The organism is Streptomyces sp. NPDC053513 (assembly GCF_044544765.1).
GTDB classification, from domain to species: domain Bacteria; phylum Actinomycetota; class Actinomycetes; order Streptomycetales; family Streptomycetaceae; genus Streptomyces; species Streptomyces litmocidini.
In genome coordinates this window covers 669,929-686,049 of record NZ_JBITXP010000001.1, presented here as the reverse complement: position 1 = coordinate 686,049, position 16,121 = coordinate 669,929, and the positions used below count along the sequence as shown (strand labels likewise).

Genomic DNA, 16,121 nt, shown 5'->3' with positions numbered 1-16,121 from the left:
GCCGGAACGTGATGGGCCGGCTCGGCCCGCGCGGGGTCACGTCCCTCGTCTTCGCGGTCCTCGCCTACGGTCTCCCCGGGAGAGCAGGACGCCGCCCTCGTCCTGAGGCTCGCCGCCTCGACGGTCCTGCTCAGCGTCATCCTCCACGGCGTGACGGCCGAGCCCCTCGCCCGGTGGCTCGGACGACGGACCGGGGGACCCGGCCGGGAGGACGGCGGCGCCGCTGACGGCTGAGGGCCGCAGCGGGCAGTTCCTAGGGGGCGTCGTCCGAGCGGAGGGCGCCGCGAACGCCGGTGGTGACCACGGTGATCAGGCACAGGGCGATGACGGTCTCGGCCCAGAAGAAGGCGAACCAGTCCATGACACAGCCGATCGGGGGCGCGCCGGGGGCGGTGTTGCGGAACGCCGCGAGGGCGAACAGCGTGGCGGCCATCCAGGCGAGGGCGGGCCAGGCCACCCCCGTGCCGTGGGTCGCCAGGTACCAGGCCCCGAGGAGCACGGACGACGCCAGCGCCCACATCACGACCATCATGAAGACCGCGAAGACGAGCAGGCTGGTCGACCGGGACAGCCGCAGCCCGACGACGGCGTCCTGCCCGGAGGCCGGGGGCGTCGCGGAGAGGGAGAAGCGCGTGTCGTTGTTGGAGACCGACAACCGGACCGGCACCTCCTTGCCGCCCATCAGCGCCCAGAACTCGATGTCGGTCTCGTAGGTGTCGAACGGGTAGTCACCGATCGATCCCCCCGCGATCGCGACCTGCACGTCCTTGGGGGCGAGCCGCTCGTGCGCTCCGAACGCCAGGTCGCTGAGGGTCGCCACGGAGGTCTGGAGGCTGAGATCGCCCACCGGGGCGGTCCCCTCCTCCTCGCCGAGAGCCCCACGGGGAACGACCCTGACCCGCAGGACGAGCTCTCTGGCCGCGGCGTCGACGCTCTGGACGACGGCCTCCACGTCCACCCGGTCGGCAGCACGGGATCCGGACGTGTGGACCGTGTCGATCGCCTGCCGCTCGGTGAACTGCAGCCGGGACCCCACGGCCACCGCCACCACCATCAGGACCGCGAGGGGGATCAGGACCGGCAGGAGCGACGCCCCGGAGCGGCGTGGGCCGGGGGAGGGGACGGGGGAGGGCGAGGCCATGGTGACTCCGACGAGACGAGAAGGACACGTACCGTCACCCTTCGATCGCAGATGGCCACTGTAGGCGTTCGACGCCTTGTCGCCGTGGAGGCGGAGGCCCGGGCGCCGCGCCCGGTTCCCGCTCCTCTCGCGCCGCGGCGGGAACAATTCCGCGGCGGGCGTCGTTCGACGCCACGCCGATCCCTCCGCATCCCTCCGAACCCGGGAGTGCCTTGACCGACACCGTGACCACCACCGCCCTCGCCCCGCTGCCCTCCCTCGCCGCCCAGGCCGAGAGACTGATCGAGCTCGGAGTGCACGAGCTCGCGGGGAGGACCGCCGACGAGCTGCGGGCCTTCACCGGGGCCGCCGCGACCGCCGACACCGACGCCCTGCTCGCCGTGCACCCGGACCGGGTTCCGCCGTCCGCGCTCGCACCGCTGCTCCGCCGCGGCGACAAGCCCGGCTTCGTGGTCGTCGACATGCCGGACGTCGACGACTTCCGGCCGTACGGCGTCGAGCTCCCGGACGCCCCCTTCTACCTCGTCACCGGCCTCGACCGCGGCGACCACATGGCCGACTGGAGCCCCGAGGAGGCGCTGCCGGCGATCGTGGGGGAGGGACGCAGCCCGCTCACGCTCGCCGAGGGGATCCACTGGGTGCTCCAGCAGCCGGCCGCCCTGGAGCGCAACCACTGCTTCATGACCATCGGGTCGCGGCTGCGCAAGGCGAACGGCGCCTACGACGCCCGTACGCCGGCGATCTGGATCAGCAACGGGACGGGGCGCGACGGCCGCGAGCGGCGCGACGCCCCGAAGGTCGGCTGGTGCTGGTGGGGCAACCGGCACACCTGGCTGGGCTTCGGATCGGCCACGGGCCGCCGCCCTTAGCGAAAGGCCGTGCGACAGCGAAAGGCCGTGCGGCCCGCCCGGTGGGGCGGGGCCGCACGGACCCGTCGAGCGCGTTCCTACCGAGCGGCGTATCCGAAGGCCACGCCGTTGGCCGGCAGGCCGCCCGAGCCGGGCTTGTACGTGGTCACGGGAGCGACCGTGCCGCCCTGGGTCACGTTGGACATCGGCAGCGCGTACAGCGCACCGGCGGCGTTGGGCCCGAACGGCATCCCCACGTACAGGTGGGTCGCCGTGAAGTGGATGCTCCTGCCGAGCTCCTGGTTGGCGCCGGGCGTGCCGGGGATCCCGTCGCCGTCACCCGCCTCGATCCAGCGGTCGTTCAGCCCGGCCGAGCCGGCCATGGAGAACGTGTGGACCGCGCCCGCCTTGGTCGCGGTGCCGAGGGCCTCGCCGGGCGTGCCGACCGCGAGGCGCATGGAGGCGATGGTGCTCACCGCGTTCGGGGCGGTGTTGACGGCGGCCAGCGTCTCGCCCATGCGGTCACCGGTCTCGGAGGTGCCGGAGACCTCGTCGTCCGCGGTGCCCTGCTTGAGCTCGCGCAGGTAGCTCCAGGTGCCGTCGGGCTTGATGCGGATCTGCACCACGCGGCCCGCGTTCAGACGGTTCTCGGTGCCCACGACCACGCCTTCGCCGGGCGAACCGATGGCGAGGATCGAGTCGGCGGGGGAGGAGGTCCCCATGGGCCGGTACGGGGCGATGGCCACCGCGTAGCCGAACTGGTCGCCAGCCTCGGCGTCACCGGAGATGGCCGCGCTGTCCTGGTCGAGCCCGGCCAGGGGAAGCGGCCGGCCCTCGGGGTCGAACGCGTTGGCGTCGAAGATGACGACGCCGCCGGCCTTCGCCTTGGTGCCGATGGCCTCGTTGGGGGAGCCGATGGCGATGTAGTTCTGGTCGGCGGCCAGGGACCAGCCGAAGTTGTCGTCCTTCTCGGGGTCGCCGGGGACGCCGGGCTTGTCCTGGTGGATCGTCAGGCTCGTGGTGCCGTAGACGTAGAAGGCGGTGCCCGCGTCGGTGAGCGTGCTGATGGCCTCGCCGGGCGTGCCGATCAGCAGGTACGGCCGGCCGGCGTCGTTGACCGCGGCCGCGAGCGAGTGCCCCATCCGGTCGCCCGCCTCGGCGGTCGAGGCGGCGATCGCTCCGGTGCCCGCGCCCTGCTCGAAGTGCGTGGCCTTGGTGGTGCCCGCCCCCAGGCCGCCGGCGGCGCCGTACAGGATGTCGACCATGCCGGCGTTGGCGGCGGTGCCGATGTCCTCGCTCGGGGTGCCGGCCACCAGGTCGGTGAAGCCGTCCTTGTTCCAGTCGATGGTGGCGAGGGTCTCGCCGAAGTAGTCGTCCGCCTCGGAGCCGCCCGGCACCCAGTCCAGGTCCTGGCTGATCTCCGCGGTGCCCTTGCCGCCGCCGTACACGATGCGGATCAGACCGGCCTTGGCGTCCGTGCCGACGGTGGCCTGGGGGTCGGAGATCGCGATGTCCTCCACGCCGTCACCGTTGAAGTCGGTCATGCCGACGGGCCGGGGAGTGCTGCCGCCACCGCCGAGCGCCGCGCCGAGGTCGATGCGGGGGGTGGTGGCGCCGGTGTAGACGATGGGCCGGCCGCTGCTCTTCAGCAGGGCCACGAGGTCCGCGACGCTCTTGGTGGGGAAGGCCTGCCTGAGCACGGCGAGGGCGCCCGCCACGTGCGGCGTCGCCATCGAAGTGCCGTTCTTGGAGGCGTAGGTGCCGCCGGGCACCGAGGACACGATGCTCGTGCCGGGGGCGAACAGGTCGAGCAGCGGGCCCCGGTTGGTGAAGGAGGACAGCTCGTCGTCGTCGGTGGTGGAGCCGACCGTGACGGCGGAGGAGATGCAGCCGGGGAGGCTGACCGCGTCGGTGTAGCCGTTGTTGCCGGCCGCGACCACGGTGGCGACACCGGAGCCGAGCAGGTTGTCGATCGCCGCCTTGCGCGGGTCGCTCTCGCAGGCGGTGGTGTAGTGGCCGCTGCCGAGGCTGAGGTTGGCCGCGACGATCGGCGTACCGGCCTGCTTGAGCTTCAGCACCTCTTCCAGCGCCGCCAGTTGGGCGCTGGGGAAACTGCCGATGCACGGCGCTTCGCCGCCGCAGGCGTCGGCGGTGTTGAACTGGGAGAACACCTGGATGGCGACGATGTCGGCGCCGGGCGCGACGCCCTGCTTGGGAGCGCCCGTGAGGCCGGCGCCGTTGCCCGCGACGATGCCGGCCACATGGGTGCCGTGGTCGCAGGCGTTCAGGGTCGCGCACGGCCCGGACGCGGCGTCGGCGGAGCCGGTGCCCTCCTGCTCCGCGGCGCCGTTGGGGCAGAGGCTGGTGGCGCCCAGATCGGGATCGATCGGCGAGAAGCAGGCCTCGGCCCTGACCCGGCCGCCCAGGAACGGATGGTGGGTGTCGACACCGCTGTCCAGGACGGCGACGGCGCTGCCCGCGCCGGTCTTGCCCGCCTTGGCGGCCGCGTCGCCGCCGATGAGCGGGACGCTCTCGTCCAGGGTCGCCTTCTCGGGCCTGTCCTCGGTGACGCTGACCACGCCCGGTTGGGCGGCGAGCCGGTCCAGGCCCGCTCGGTCCACCTTGAGGGTGACCACCGGCAGGGCGTCGAAGCTCTGCTTCGTCTCGCCGGCGGTGGCCGCTTCGGGAAGGTCCGTACGGCTCTGGGTGAGCACGTTGACGCGGACGGTGGAGCCGTCGGCGGTCCTGTCGTACAGCGGCGGGTCGACGACCTCGCCCGCGACCGCGGCCGTGGCCGTGCCGGTGGTGCTCGTCGGTGCGGCGGCCTGGGCCGGTATCGCACCCAGGGTCGTGGTCATCGCGGCGGCGACGACCGTGGCCCAGATCGTTTTCTTCATGGTGCCTCGGGGAGCAGGGGGCCCGGCGCGGTCCGTGGATGGGCGGGCGCGGCCGGGTCCGTGGAGATGGGGGTGGAGGGATCGGGTGCGAAGGGGCCGGGCGGCGATGTCGCGCCGCCCGGCCGTTTCCGCCCGAAGGCCCGATCCGTCAGGAGGTCGGGCCGGGGGACGTCAGAGGTCCCCGCCCGGGATCAGGTCGCGTTCGCGCCGTTCTTGGCCCGGCCGAAGACCGTCACCGCGGCGTAGTACGTGTTGGCGAGGGAGCGGCAGGTGCTCTTCCAGAAGTAGGCGGAGCAGGTCTTGCTGTAGAGCGTGCTGTAGAAGACGGCGTCCACGGCGAGGCCCTTGTTGCGCGACAGGTAGTACTTGTAGCCCTTGTACGTGTTGCCGATCAGGCCGTAGCCGTAGTCGTGCATGTCGCAGGCGGGGATGAAGTTGTAGCCGAGCGGCTTGTCGGGCGCCGTGGTGCAGTGGTCGTGGTTGATGCCGCGCACCCAGTAACCGGTCGGCGTCTTCTTCCACTTGGGAGAGTGCCAGCCGTAGTGCGCCACCTTGGCCGTGCAGCCGGTCTTCCAGTAGTACAGCCAGTGCCGCGCCCAGCTGCACTTCGACGGGTACGACGTCGGGTCGGTGATCTCACCGCCGGGGAAGTCCGTGGCGGGCGGCGGGTCGGTGACGCCGGTGGTGTCGTCCGGGGCGTCACCCTCGACCGGCACGCCGGGGGTCGGGACGGCCTCGCCGTCGACGGTGGCGGTCGGGGCCGCGGAGTTGCCCGCGAAGCTCAGGTCCCAGCTGCCGCTGCTCGGCGAGCTGATGTCGGTGAGGCGGTTGACGCCGTCGTAGGAGTAGGTGGCCTGCGGCTCGGCGGCCTCGCTCGGGTTGGTCACCGTGCGCAGCAGACCGGAGGAGTCGTAGGCGTACCGGGCGAGGGTCTGCGTGGTGGCGCCCTCGGTGACGCTGATCTGCTTGACGCGGCCCGTGTAGTCGCCGAGGGAGGTGCCGGCGGCCGTGGTCGAGTCCGCGTAGGTGACCGCGGTGGACGTCGCGAGCCTCTCGCCGGCGGCGGGGGTCGAGATCTTGAACACCCGGCCCTTGGCGTCGTACTGGACCGTGGTGGCGAAGGTGTTGTTGCCGACGCTGGTGACCCGCCACCTGTCGGTGCCGGTGGCGGCCTGCTGCCACTTGTAGGTGGGCTTGAGGTCCGCGGCCGGGATGGGGTTTCCGGCGGCGTCGGTGAAGGTGTCGTCGCCCGCCGCGACGGTGGAGAGGTCCACGCCGAGCACCTCGACCATGGTCGTCACCAGGGTGCCGGTGGCGTCGTTCCACTTGGAGGTCGCCGTCACCTGGGACCCGTCGGCGGTCGCGTACTTCTTGACGCCGCCGCCGTCGGGGTAGTCGATGCTCGACGTGAGCGTGTACGTGATCTTCTCGTCGACGCCGAGGTCGGTCACGACGATCTTGTCGCCCTGCTGCTCCAGCTTCCGGTTGAGCTGGCCGCCGACGAACTCGGCCTCCCAGTTGGGGCCGAAGACGCCCATCTCGGGACGGGTGGCGGGTGCGGACTCGGGCTTGGCGAGGCTGCCGTCGGGCTGCTCGGCGACGGTGTGGCGTCGGCCTATGAGGGCGGCGTCCACGTCGTTCTCGGCGACCTCGAAGGTCTTGTCCGCGGTCGAGTACTGACCGGGACCGATCGTGGACAGCGTGCCCTCCGCCAGCGGCTGGTCCGGGACCTCCGCCGTGGTGGCGCTCGCCTGCTCGGCGGTCGTCACCGCCATGGACTGCTGCGGCATCAGGAGCGCGAGGGAAAGCGCCGTGATGGCGGGAAGTGCGATTTTGCGCACGAGTTGCCCCCTGGAGTGGTGCTCGGCTGGTGATTGCTGCGGACCATAGGGGGCTCTTGATCAACTCCACAAGGCTGCCTCGACGAGGTGCGGAGTCACCGTTTGCTTGCACCTGTGAACGCTTCGCAAACGCCGCCGCGTGCCCGGACGCGGTTGAGTACGCGTACTCATGTGGCGCCCGGAGCCGCGCCACAGACTGTGCGCATGAACGAAATCCCAGCTCAGACCGGCTCGTTCGTCCGAACGCGGCGACTCCTCCCGGCAACTGCCGTGGCTCTCCTGGTACTTGTCGGCTGCGGAACCCAGCAGCAGGAGGCGGCGGGGGTGCGGGACGGCTCCTCCGCCGGCACCGCGGCGGACGGGGCGTTCACCGCGATGCTCGACGAGGTGGCGCGGCCGTGTCCCGCGCCCGGCCCCGTGGAGAAGCCCCCGGGCGACGCGGCCGCACCCGCTCCCACGGCGGGGCCGGAGGTGGAGCTGAACGCTCACGACTGGTGCGCGAGCGCCCGGCACGAGGAGCGCATCACCCGGGAGGTCTGGGAGCTGGCGGACCCCACCCCGGCCAAGGTCAGGAAGGTCCTGAACGACCTCGGCTACATCGACGAACGCATCCACGGGCTCCGGCGGTCGGGCGCGGCCACGACGTTCGCCCTCGACCTGCGCGACAAGGGCGGAAGGCTCTGCGTCAACGGCTCGGTGGACGGTGACATGACCCTCGTCGAGGCGTGTGTGGCGCCCCGGAAAGGTCCGTTCTCCTTTGCGAAGTGACGGTGCCGATCCTTGACGTCATGTGATCCAAGTCACTTTTCTATCGGTGCGCGGAGTGACCCATTAGTGCCGTATGGTCACGGCAAAACGGGCTTAAAGCCCGCGAACCGTCCCTCTTTTGAAGAGTTCGGGGGGTGTCACCATTTCACGGTGCGTCGTACGGCCAAGTGCTCTACTTGGTTGCATACGTAACCTCTTTGCCCCTCGGTGCGGCGGAGGGCACCCCCCGGGGGGTGCCCTCCCCCGCACCGGACCGCCGCGTCCGCGTACGGTGCGGGGCGCGTCAGACGTTGCGGCGGTACTGGCCGCCGACCTCGAAGAACGCCTCGGTGATCTGCTGGAGGGTGCAGACGCGGGCGGCGTCCATGAGGACGGCGAAGGCGTTCTCGCCGCTGACCGCGGCCTCCTTGAGGGCGGCCAGGGCCTCGTGGGCCTGGTCGTGGTGGCGGGTCTGGAAGTCCTGCACCCGCTCCAGCTGGGACCGCTTCTCGTGCTCGGTGGCGCGGGCGAGTTCGACGGCGCCGGGCTCGGCGGTGTCCGCGTGGGGGTTGCGGAAGGTGTTGACGCCGATGATGGGCAGGGTGCCGTCGTGCTTGCGCTGCTCGTAGAGCATCGACTCGTCCTGGATGCGGCCGCGCTGGTAACCGGTCTCCATCGCGCCGAGCACGCCGCCGCGCTCGCTGATGCGCTCGAACTCCTGGAGCACGGCCTCCTCGACCAGGTCGGTGAGCTCGTCGATGACGAACGACCCCTGGAGGGGGTTCTCGTTCATCGCCAGGCCCCACTCCCTGTTGATGATGAGCTGGATGGCCAGGGCGCGGCGGACCGACTCCTCCGTGGGGGTGGTGACGGCCTCGTCGTAGGCGTTGGTGTGCAGGCTGTTGCAGTTGTCGTAGATGGCGATGAGCGCCTGGAGGGTGGTGCGGATGTCGTTGAAGTCCATCTCCTGGGCGTGCAGGGAGCGTCCGGAGGTCTGGACGTGGTACTTCAGCTTCTGGGAGCGTTCGTTGGCACCGTACTTCTCCTTCATCGCCACCGCCCAGATGCGGCGGGCGACGCGGCCGAGGACGGAGTACTCGGGGTCCATGCCGTTGGAGAAGAAGAACGACAGGTTCGGCGCGAAGTCGTCGACGTCCATGCCGCGGGCCAGGTACGTCTCCACGTAGGTGAAGCCGTTGGCGAGGGTGAAGGCGAGCTGGCTGATCGGGTTCGCACCGGCTTCGGCGATGTGGTAGCCGGAGATGGACACCGAGTAGAAGTTGCGGACCTTGTTCGCGATGAACCACTCCTGGATGTCGGCCATCATCCGCAGCGAGAACTCGGTGGAGAACAGGCAGGTGTTCTGGCCCTGGTCCTCCTTGAGGATGTCCGCCTGGACCGTGCCGCGCACGGTGGCGAGCGCGTGGGCGCGCAGCTCGGCCGCCTCGTCGGCGGAGGGCTCGCGCCCCTCGGCGGCGCGGAACCTGTCGATCTGCTGGTCGACGGCCGTGTTGAGGAAGAACGCGAGCACCGTCGGGGCCGGCCCGTTGATCGTCATGGACACCGAGGTCGTCGGCGCGATCAGGTCGAAGCCGTCGTAGAGCGCCTTCATGTCGTCGAGGGTCGCGACCGAGACGCCGGAGGTGCCGACCTTGCCGTAGATGTCGGGGCGCTCGCCGGGGTCGCGGCCGTACAGCGTGACCGAGTCGAAGGCGGTGGAGAGCCGGGTGGCCGGCTGGCCCTCGGACAGCAGCTTGAACCGCCGGTTGGTGCGGAACGGGTCGCCCTCGCCGGCGAACATCCGCGCGGGGTCCTCGCCGTCGCGCTTGAAGGGGAACACCCCGGCGGTGAAGGGGAAGTGACCGGGCAGGTTCTCGCGGCGCCAGAAGCGCACCAGCTCGCCGTGGTCGGTGAACCGGGGCAGGGCCACGCGCGGGATCTTGTTGCCGGACAGCGACTCGCGGGTCAGCTTGGTGCGGATCTCCTTGTCCCGGATCTTCACGATCTGCTCGTCGCCGGAGTACGACTCCACGACGGCAGGCCACTTCTCGATCTGGTCCGCGACCTCGTGGGGGAGCCGCTTGCGGGCGTCCGTGAGCAGCGCGTCCACGCCGGCGTCGTCGTACTCGGCCCGGGCGAGCTCGGCCTTGACCGTGTCCAGGCGCTGCACCCGGCGGGCCGCCTCGGCGAGGCGCTCGGTCTCCGAGTGGTACGAGCGCACGGTCTCGCTGATCTCGGTGAGGTAGCGGACCCGGTCGGCGGGCACGACCTGCCGGATGCCGGAGGAGTGGCGCACGTCGACCGGCGCCAGGGCGCCCTGGGCGAGCGTGAGCCCCTTCTCGGCGAGGGCGGTCTTGAGGTGCTGGTGGAGGGCGGTGACGCCGTCGTCGTTGAAGGTGGCCGCCGAGGTGCCGTAGACCGGCATGTCCTCGGGCCGCTTGTCGAACGCCTCGCGGTTGCGGACCAGCTGACGGGCCACGTCGCGCAGGGCGTCCTTGGCGCCGCGCCGCTCGAACTTGTTGATGGCCACGACGTCGGCGAAGTCGAGCATGTCGATCTTCTCCAGCTGCGAGGCGGCGCCGAACTCCGGCGTCATCACGTACAGCGAGGTGTCGACGAACGGCACGATCGCCGCGTCGCCCTGGCCGATGCCCGGCGTCTCCACGATCACCAGGTCGAATCCGGCGGCCTTGACGACGTCGATCACATCGGCCAGGTGCTCGGGCAGTTCGTGGTTGCCGCGGGTGGCCAGGCTGCGGAAGAAGACCCGGTCGCCGTCGAGGGAGTTCATCCTGATCCGGTCGCCGAGCAGGGCGCCGCCGCCGCGGCGGCGCGTCGGGTCGACCGCGATGACCGCGATGCGCAGCTTGTCCTGCTGGTCGACGCGGAGCCGGCGGACGAGCTCGTCGGTCAGCGACGACTTGCCGGAGCCGCCGGTGCCGGTGATGCCGAGGACGGGGGTGACGCGTGCCGCCGCGGCGGTGCGCAGCCGGTCCAGGAAGTCGGGGGTCAGCCTGCCGAGCTCGGCACCCGTGATGGCGCGGGCGATCGCGCCCCGGTCGCCCGCGAGGACCGCCGCCGCGTCGGCCGGCCCGCCGTCCCAGAGGTCGAAGTCGCACTGCTCGATCACCGAGTTGATCATCCCGGCGAGACCCAGCCGCTGACCGTCCTCGGGGGAGAAGATGGTGACTCCGCTGGCGCGGAGCCGGGTGATCTCCTCGGGCACGATGACGCCGCCCCCGCCGCCCACCACGCGGATGTGGTCCGCGCCGCGCTCGCGCAGCGACTGGACCAGGTACTCGAAGTACTCCACGTGCCCGCCCTGGTAGGACGAGACCGCGACGCCGTGGACGTCCTCCTCGAGCGCCGCGTCCACCACCTCCTGCACGGACCGGTTGTGCCCGAGGTGGATCACCTCGGCTCCTTGGGACTGGAAGATCCGCCGCATGATGTTGATCGAGGCGTCGTGTCCGTCGAAGAGCGCCGAGGCGGTGACCAGACGGACGGGGTGCACGGGCCGGTGCAGAGCGGTCATGTGGACCTTCCCGGGGAGGTGAGTGGGACCCCACAGATAGTAGGACGTCCTACTAGTTTGGCAGAAGGTGAGACCGGTGTGACCGGGTGCACACCGGTGGGGCGTGGCGGGGGGTGGGCTCCGCACCCCGCGCGGGGCGGGGAACAGGCCGTCGAGCTCGGGGAACAAGGGGCGTCCGCGAGCGGATGGTGGCCGTCGGCGCCGGTGTCGTACGGGCGCCGGACGGCGTGTCGGACGACGGCGGTCAAGGCGCCGGGCGGCCGGGGAGGGGACCGGGGTGGCGGTCGGCAGGGGACCGGGGTGGCGGTCAGCCGACGATGGCGACGGGGGCGTCCCAGGCGTTGCGGTCGACGGTGATGGTGGAGCCGCCGCGGGTCTCCTTGCTGTTCGCCTTGTACTGGTGGCCGCGGCTGTGGTCGGTGTACAGCTTCGGGTCCCAGGGCCAGTCCTTGGTGGTGGTCTCCTGGCCGTTCCACAGGGCGTACCAGAGGTTGCCCGGCAGATCGGTGCGGTCCTTCGCCGTGGCGACCGCCTTGGCGCTGGAGCTGCTGAAGCCGTAGAGGCCGGCGCGGTAGGTCTTGGCGCGCAGGGTCTTGGTGAAGGACCGGACATAGGCGAGGGTGGCGTCGTTGCACGCCTTGTCGGCGGTGTCGTACGGCTCCATGTTGAGGTAGACCGGACTGCCGGGCCTCATGCCGAGCGCCGAGGCCTTGGCGACCGCGTCGTCGGCGTTGCTCGCCCCGACCGAGACCGCGGTGGCCGCGGTGAACCTCTCCTTGTTCCCGCTCTTCTGGCAGGGCGGCTGGGCGCCGACGTACAGCGGGATGATCCGCCAGCCGAGCGCGTCGACCGACTTCACCCACGACCTGGTCAGGTTGGGCTGGGCGCAGCCGCGGTTCTTCCCGCCGACGTAGACGGCGACGCCGCCGTAGTACGCGTCCTTCTTCCACGCCTTCATCGCGGTGAGCGAGGGCGCCGTGCAGGCGTCGAACGCCCGGCCCGTGTAGGTCCTCTGCGCCGGCCACGCCGTGGCCGCCATGGAGGTCTGCGCCGCGACCCCGGCACCCGCCACGACCGCGACGGCCGTCGTCGACAGCGCTATGTAGCGGCCTTTTCTGGACAGCCGGTGCTTCGCCATTCCCCACCCCACACGATCCGGCTCCGGTCTTCCGGAGCCCGCCCACTCTACTGGGGGAGGTGATCGCGACCGAACGGGCGGCGCACACCGACGCGGTGTCGGTGTGCGCCGCCCGGGGGAGCCGGCCTGCCGGGTGTCCCGGTCACCTGGGGTCGCGGTTGAAGACCTTCCTGGTCCAGAGGTGGCCGAGGGCGGCGAGGGCGAGGCACCAGGCGAGGGCGAGCCAGCCGTTGTGACCGATCCCGGTGCCCAGGAGCAGGCCGCGGAGGGTCTCGATGGCGGGGGTGAAGGGCTGGTACTGGGCGATGGGCTGGAACCAGCCGGGCATCCGGTCGACCGGGACGAAGGTGCTGGAGATCAGCGGGAGGAAGATCAGCGGGAGGGCGTTGTTGCTGGCGGCCTCGGCGTTCGGGCTGACCATGCCCATCCCGACCGCGATCCAGGTCAGCGCGAGGGCGAACAGGACCAGCAGGCCGAGGGCCGCGAGCCATTCCAGGGCGGTGGCGTTCGTGGAGCGGAAGCCGATGGCCACGCCGACCGCGCCGACCAGGAGCACGCTGATCACGGACTGCAGGACGCTGCCGATGACGTGGCCGGTGACGATCGAGCCGCGGTGGATGGCCATGGTGCGCAGGCGGGCGACGATGCCCTCGCTCATGTCGTTGGAGACGGAGACGGCGGTGCCGATGGTGGTGGAGCCGATGGTCATCAGCAGCAGGCCGGGGACGAGGTAGGCGATGTAGTCGGAGCGGTCGCCGCCGCCCATGCCCGCGCTCATCGTGTCGCCGAAGATGTAGACGAACAGCAGCAGGAGCATGACCGGGGTGAGCAGCAGGTTCAGGGTCAGGGAGGGGTAGCGGCGGGCGTGCAGGAGGTTGCGCCGCAGCATCGTGGTGGTGTCACGGACGGCCAGGGACAGGGTGCTCATCGGGCGGACTCCTCGGACGGGGCGGGGACGGGGGTGGTGGCGGTGAGGGCGAAGAAGACGTCGTCGAGGTCGGGCGTGTGCACGGTCAGTTCGTCCGCCTCGACGCCCGTGGAGTCCAGCCGGTCGAGGATGGAGCGCAGTTCGCGCTGGCTGCCGTCGCTGGGCAGTTGCAGGGCCAGGGCCTCGTCGTCGCGCGCGGCGCCGGTCAGGGCCGCGGCGGCGGTGCGGTACGCGGTCGGGTCGGTGAAGCGCAGCCGGACGTGTCCGCCGGGGATCAGGCGCTTGAGCTCCTCGGCCGTGCCCTCGGCGGCGATCTTCCCGCCGTTGAGGACGGCGATGCGGTCGGCGAGCTGGTCGGCCTCCTCCAGGTACTGGGTGGTGAGGAAGACCGTCACGCCGCCCGTGACGAGCTCGCGGATGATGCCCCACATGGTGTGACGGCTCCGCGGGTCCAGGCCGGTGGTCGGCTCGTCGAGGAAGATGATCCGCGGGGCTCCGACCAGCGTCATCGCGATGTCCAGTCGGCGCTTCATGCCGCCGGAGTACGTGGAGGCAGGCTTCTTCGCCGCCTCCGTCAGGTCGAAGCGCCGAAGGAGTTCGGCGGCCACCCGCCGGCCCTCCTGCTTCGACAGGTGGTGCAGGTCCGCCATCAGGAGCATGTTCTCCTCGCCCGTGATCAGGCCGTCCACCGCCGAGAACTGTCCGGTGACCCCGATCGCGGCCCGCACCGCCTGTGCCCCGGTGGTGAGGTCGTGGCCGCCGACGCGGACCTGGCCGCCGTCGGCCGTGATCAGGGTGGACAGGATCTTCACCGCCGTCGTCTTGCCCGCGCCGTTCGGGCCCAGCAGGGCGAAGACCGAACCGGCCGGGACGTGCAGGTCGATGCCGTCCAGGACGGTCTTGTCGCCGTAGGACTTGCGCAGGCCGACGGCGCTGATGGCGGCCGCCGTCGGCCGTCCGTTCGTCTGATTGGTCATGGGCATGACAGAAGAAGGCATGGGGCCCTCCGATCGAGGGGTGAAGGGTGAAGGGGAGAAGAGGGGCGCGGGGCCGGGCGCGGAGGCGGCGCTCGACCCCGGCGCGTGGGTGGCGCGCGGGGAAGTGGCGCTCAGGCCTTGGTGCGGAGCCGGCGCTCAGGCCCTGGCGCGGCGGATGTCGATGTTGCCGTGGCGGGTGCGGGCGCGGACCTCGACGGTGTCCTCCGTCTTCCCGGGGGCCTCGGACGTGGTGAGCCCGTTGCGCACCTGGCCGGAGGTCGAGTGGGCGTCCAGCCAGGCGGCCACGCCCTCGCGGATGCCGACCTCGATGGCGCCGTACGAGGTCTCCAGCTGGACGGTGCCGCTCGCCACCTCGCCGACGCGCAGGGTGCCGTGGGCGGTCGTGGCGGCCACCGAGGCCTCGGCGCGGCCGATCTCGATGTCGCCGTTGGCGCCGCTCACCCGCAGGTCGCCGGTCGCGGCGCCGAGGGTCGTGGTGCCGTGCGAGTTCTTCAGGACGGCGGGGCCGTCCACGAGGCCGACGCGCAGGCTGCCGGAGCTCGTGGTGATCTCGGCCCTGCCCTCGACCCGGTCCACCGTGATCGAACCGTGCGACGCGGTCAGGTGCAGCGGGCCGGTGGTGTCGAAGCGGGCGTCGCCGGAGGAGGTCTTCACGCGGACCTCGCCGAGCCGGCCCTCGCCGAGCACCTGGGTCCAGGAGCCGGTCATGTCGATCCGCGAGCCGGCGGGCAGCTCGACCGTGACGTCGACGACGCCGGTGCGGCCGAACAGGTTGGACTTCGGCGTCCTGACGGTCAGTACGCCGCTCGCGTACGTGACCTCCGTCTGGTCCGCGGTCCGCGTGTCCAGGTCCTTCTTCGGGTTGCGCGCCCGCACCTCGACGACGGTGTCGGCGCGGTCGCCCGCGATGAACTGGATGGAACCGGCCTCCACGCGCGCCGTGGCCGAGATCGGTTCGGGGGTGTCGAAAGAAGGCATGGCTGTCCCGTCCTCTTGAGTCTTCAGGTCGTCCCCGCAGGTGGGACGTGGTGTGGGTGAGGTGGTGCGGGTGGAGCGGTGGGACCCGGAGGTGCGGCTAGCGCACCCAGCCGGTGATGCTCTGTCCGACGCTCTGGGGCTTTTCCGGCGTACGCGGCCGGCTGCCGCCGCCGACCGCGGCCGAAACGGCCCGTACCAGCCAGGCGTTGACCGACAGGCCCTCGCGCGCCGCCGCCTCCTCGGCGCGGGTCTTGAGGTGGGCCGGCAGGCGCAGGTTGACGCGGGCGGTGCCGCCCTCGTCGCCCTCGGAGGGAGCGGGGGCCGGGAGCGGTTCGGCGGCAATGTCCGGCTCCGCGGGGGCGCCGCCGGTGGGCGGGAGCATCACCACGAAGTCGGGGTCGAGGCCTCGGAGCCGTACGTCGACCGAGCCGGGCGCGAGTTCACGGGTGATCTCGTCCGTGGCGGCGGAGAGGGCGTTGAGCAGGGTCAGCCGGGCCGCCGATTCCAGGGGGGCGGTGAGTCGCTCGGCCAGCTCGCGTGCCTCCTCGCCGCCGGCTTCGGCGGCCACCGCGAGCTCGCGGCGGAGGTTCTCGACATACGGGGTGAGGTCCATGACGTCATCATGGCACCACTATGGCGTCATGTGCAAGCGTCGTGGGGGAGCTGGTGGGGCCACCTCGGCGCACGCCTGCCTTGACCTGCGAAAACGTCGTGGCGTCCAGGGGTATTGCTGTGGCATCGGATAGGTGCGGGCTCTGTGGGTGGCGCCAGTTGGTGTCACTTGGCGCCATGCGGTGCCATGCGGTGCCGCATGGCGTCACGGTGTGGCTCAGGGGGTGTCTTCGTCGAGCGGACGGCGGCCCGGCACGGGGCTGCCGGGCGTTCTGGCGCCCCGCCCGGGATGCCCTCCAGGACCCCTCCAGGACCCGTCCCGGACCCCCGTCCCTGCACCCGCCCATGCGAACGAGGCCGGGCCCGGGGGGGGGGGGCGCCCCCCGGCGGGCCCCCCCCCGCCGCGGGGGGGGGGGGCGCGGGGGGGCGGCGGGGGGGGCGGCGCCCCCCACGGGGCA

General features: G+C 71.7%; 11 protein-coding genes. 2 read left to right on the top strand and 9 right to left on the bottom strand.

Features of this window, described 5'->3' with window-relative positions; all coding sequences use genetic code 11:
* Positions 1-253 precede the first annotated feature (253 nt).
* A complete protein-coding gene (locus tag ACIGW4_RS02850) occupies positions 254-1,141 on the bottom strand; it encodes a DUF4436 family protein (RefSeq protein ID WP_399578067.1) in 888 nt (295 codons plus the stop codon).
* A gap of 212 nt (positions 1,142-1,353) precedes the next feature.
* On the opposite strand from ACIGW4_RS02850, the gene ACIGW4_RS02845 reads away from it, so the two are divergent.
* Positions 1,354-2,010: a DUF5701 family protein gene (locus ACIGW4_RS02845; RefSeq protein ID WP_399578064.1), complete on the top strand. Its 657-nt coding sequence runs from the start codon at positions 1,354-1,356 to the stop codon at positions 2,008-2,010.
* A 77-nt stretch (positions 2,011-2,087) separates the two neighbouring features.
* On the opposite strand, the gene ACIGW4_RS02840 is transcribed toward ACIGW4_RS02845, so the two are convergent.
* Both ACIGW4_RS02840 and ACIGW4_RS02835 read right to left on the bottom strand, forming a co-directional pair.
* Entirely contained in the window at positions 2,088-4,886 is a 2,799-nt protein-coding gene (locus ACIGW4_RS02840; protein WP_399578062.1) for a S8 family peptidase, read from the bottom strand.
* A gap of 191 nt (positions 4,887-5,077) precedes the next feature.
* Complete coding sequence (locus ACIGW4_RS02835; protein WP_359591223.1) at positions 5,078-6,727, bottom strand: phospholipase A2; 1,650 nt, start codon at positions 6,725-6,727, stop codon at positions 5,078-5,080.
* Between the two features lie 270 nt (positions 6,728-6,997).
* Between ACIGW4_RS02835 and ACIGW4_RS02830 the strand changes: the two genes are divergently transcribed.
* Entirely contained in the window at positions 6,998-7,495 is a 498-nt protein-coding gene (locus ACIGW4_RS02830; protein ID WP_399578059.1) for a hypothetical protein, read from the top strand.
* Positions 7,496-7,778: 283 nt separating this feature from the next.
* On the opposite strand, the gene icmF is transcribed toward ACIGW4_RS02830, so the two are convergent.
* The 6 genes from icmF to ACIGW4_RS02800 form a co-directional block, all read right to left on the bottom strand.
* Positions 7,779-11,009 (bottom strand): fused isobutyryl-CoA mutase/GTPase IcmF, encoded by a 3,231-nt coding sequence (gene icmF, locus ACIGW4_RS02825; RefSeq protein ID WP_398706493.1) that lies wholly within the window; start codon positions 11,007-11,009, stop codon positions 7,779-7,781.
* A gap of 307 nt (positions 11,010-11,316) precedes the next feature.
* A complete protein-coding gene (locus ACIGW4_RS02820) occupies positions 11,317-12,147 on the bottom strand; it encodes a glycoside hydrolase domain-containing protein (protein ID WP_399578057.1) in 831 nt (276 codons plus the stop codon).
* Between the two features lie 142 nt (positions 12,148-12,289).
* The gene (locus tag ACIGW4_RS02815; RefSeq protein ID WP_399578055.1) at positions 12,290-13,075 is read right to left on the bottom strand and encodes an ABC transporter permease; all 786 of its coding nucleotides are present in this window, start codon (positions 13,073-13,075) and stop codon (positions 12,290-12,292) included.
* Positions 13,072-14,073 carry an ATP-binding cassette domain-containing protein gene (locus tag ACIGW4_RS02810; protein ID WP_399578053.1) on the bottom strand — a complete coding sequence of 334 codons (1,002 nt, stop codon included), beginning with the start codon at positions 14,071-14,073 and terminating at the stop codon, positions 13,072-13,074. Before ACIGW4_RS02810 ends, ACIGW4_RS02815 begins: the two co-directional genes overlap by 4 nt.
* A gap of 135 nt (positions 14,074-14,208) precedes the next feature.
* The gene (locus ACIGW4_RS02805) at positions 14,209-15,051 is read right to left on the bottom strand and encodes a DUF4097 family beta strand repeat-containing protein (protein WP_123456909.1); all 843 of its coding nucleotides are present in this window, start codon (positions 15,049-15,051) and stop codon (positions 14,209-14,211) included.
* 97 nt (positions 15,052-15,148) lie between these two features.
* Positions 15,149-15,664 carry a toxin-antitoxin system HicB family antitoxin gene (locus ACIGW4_RS02800; protein WP_399578051.1) on the bottom strand — a complete coding sequence of 172 codons (516 nt, stop codon included), beginning with the start codon at positions 15,662-15,664 and terminating at the stop codon, positions 15,149-15,151.
* Positions 15,665-16,121 lie beyond the last annotated feature (457 nt).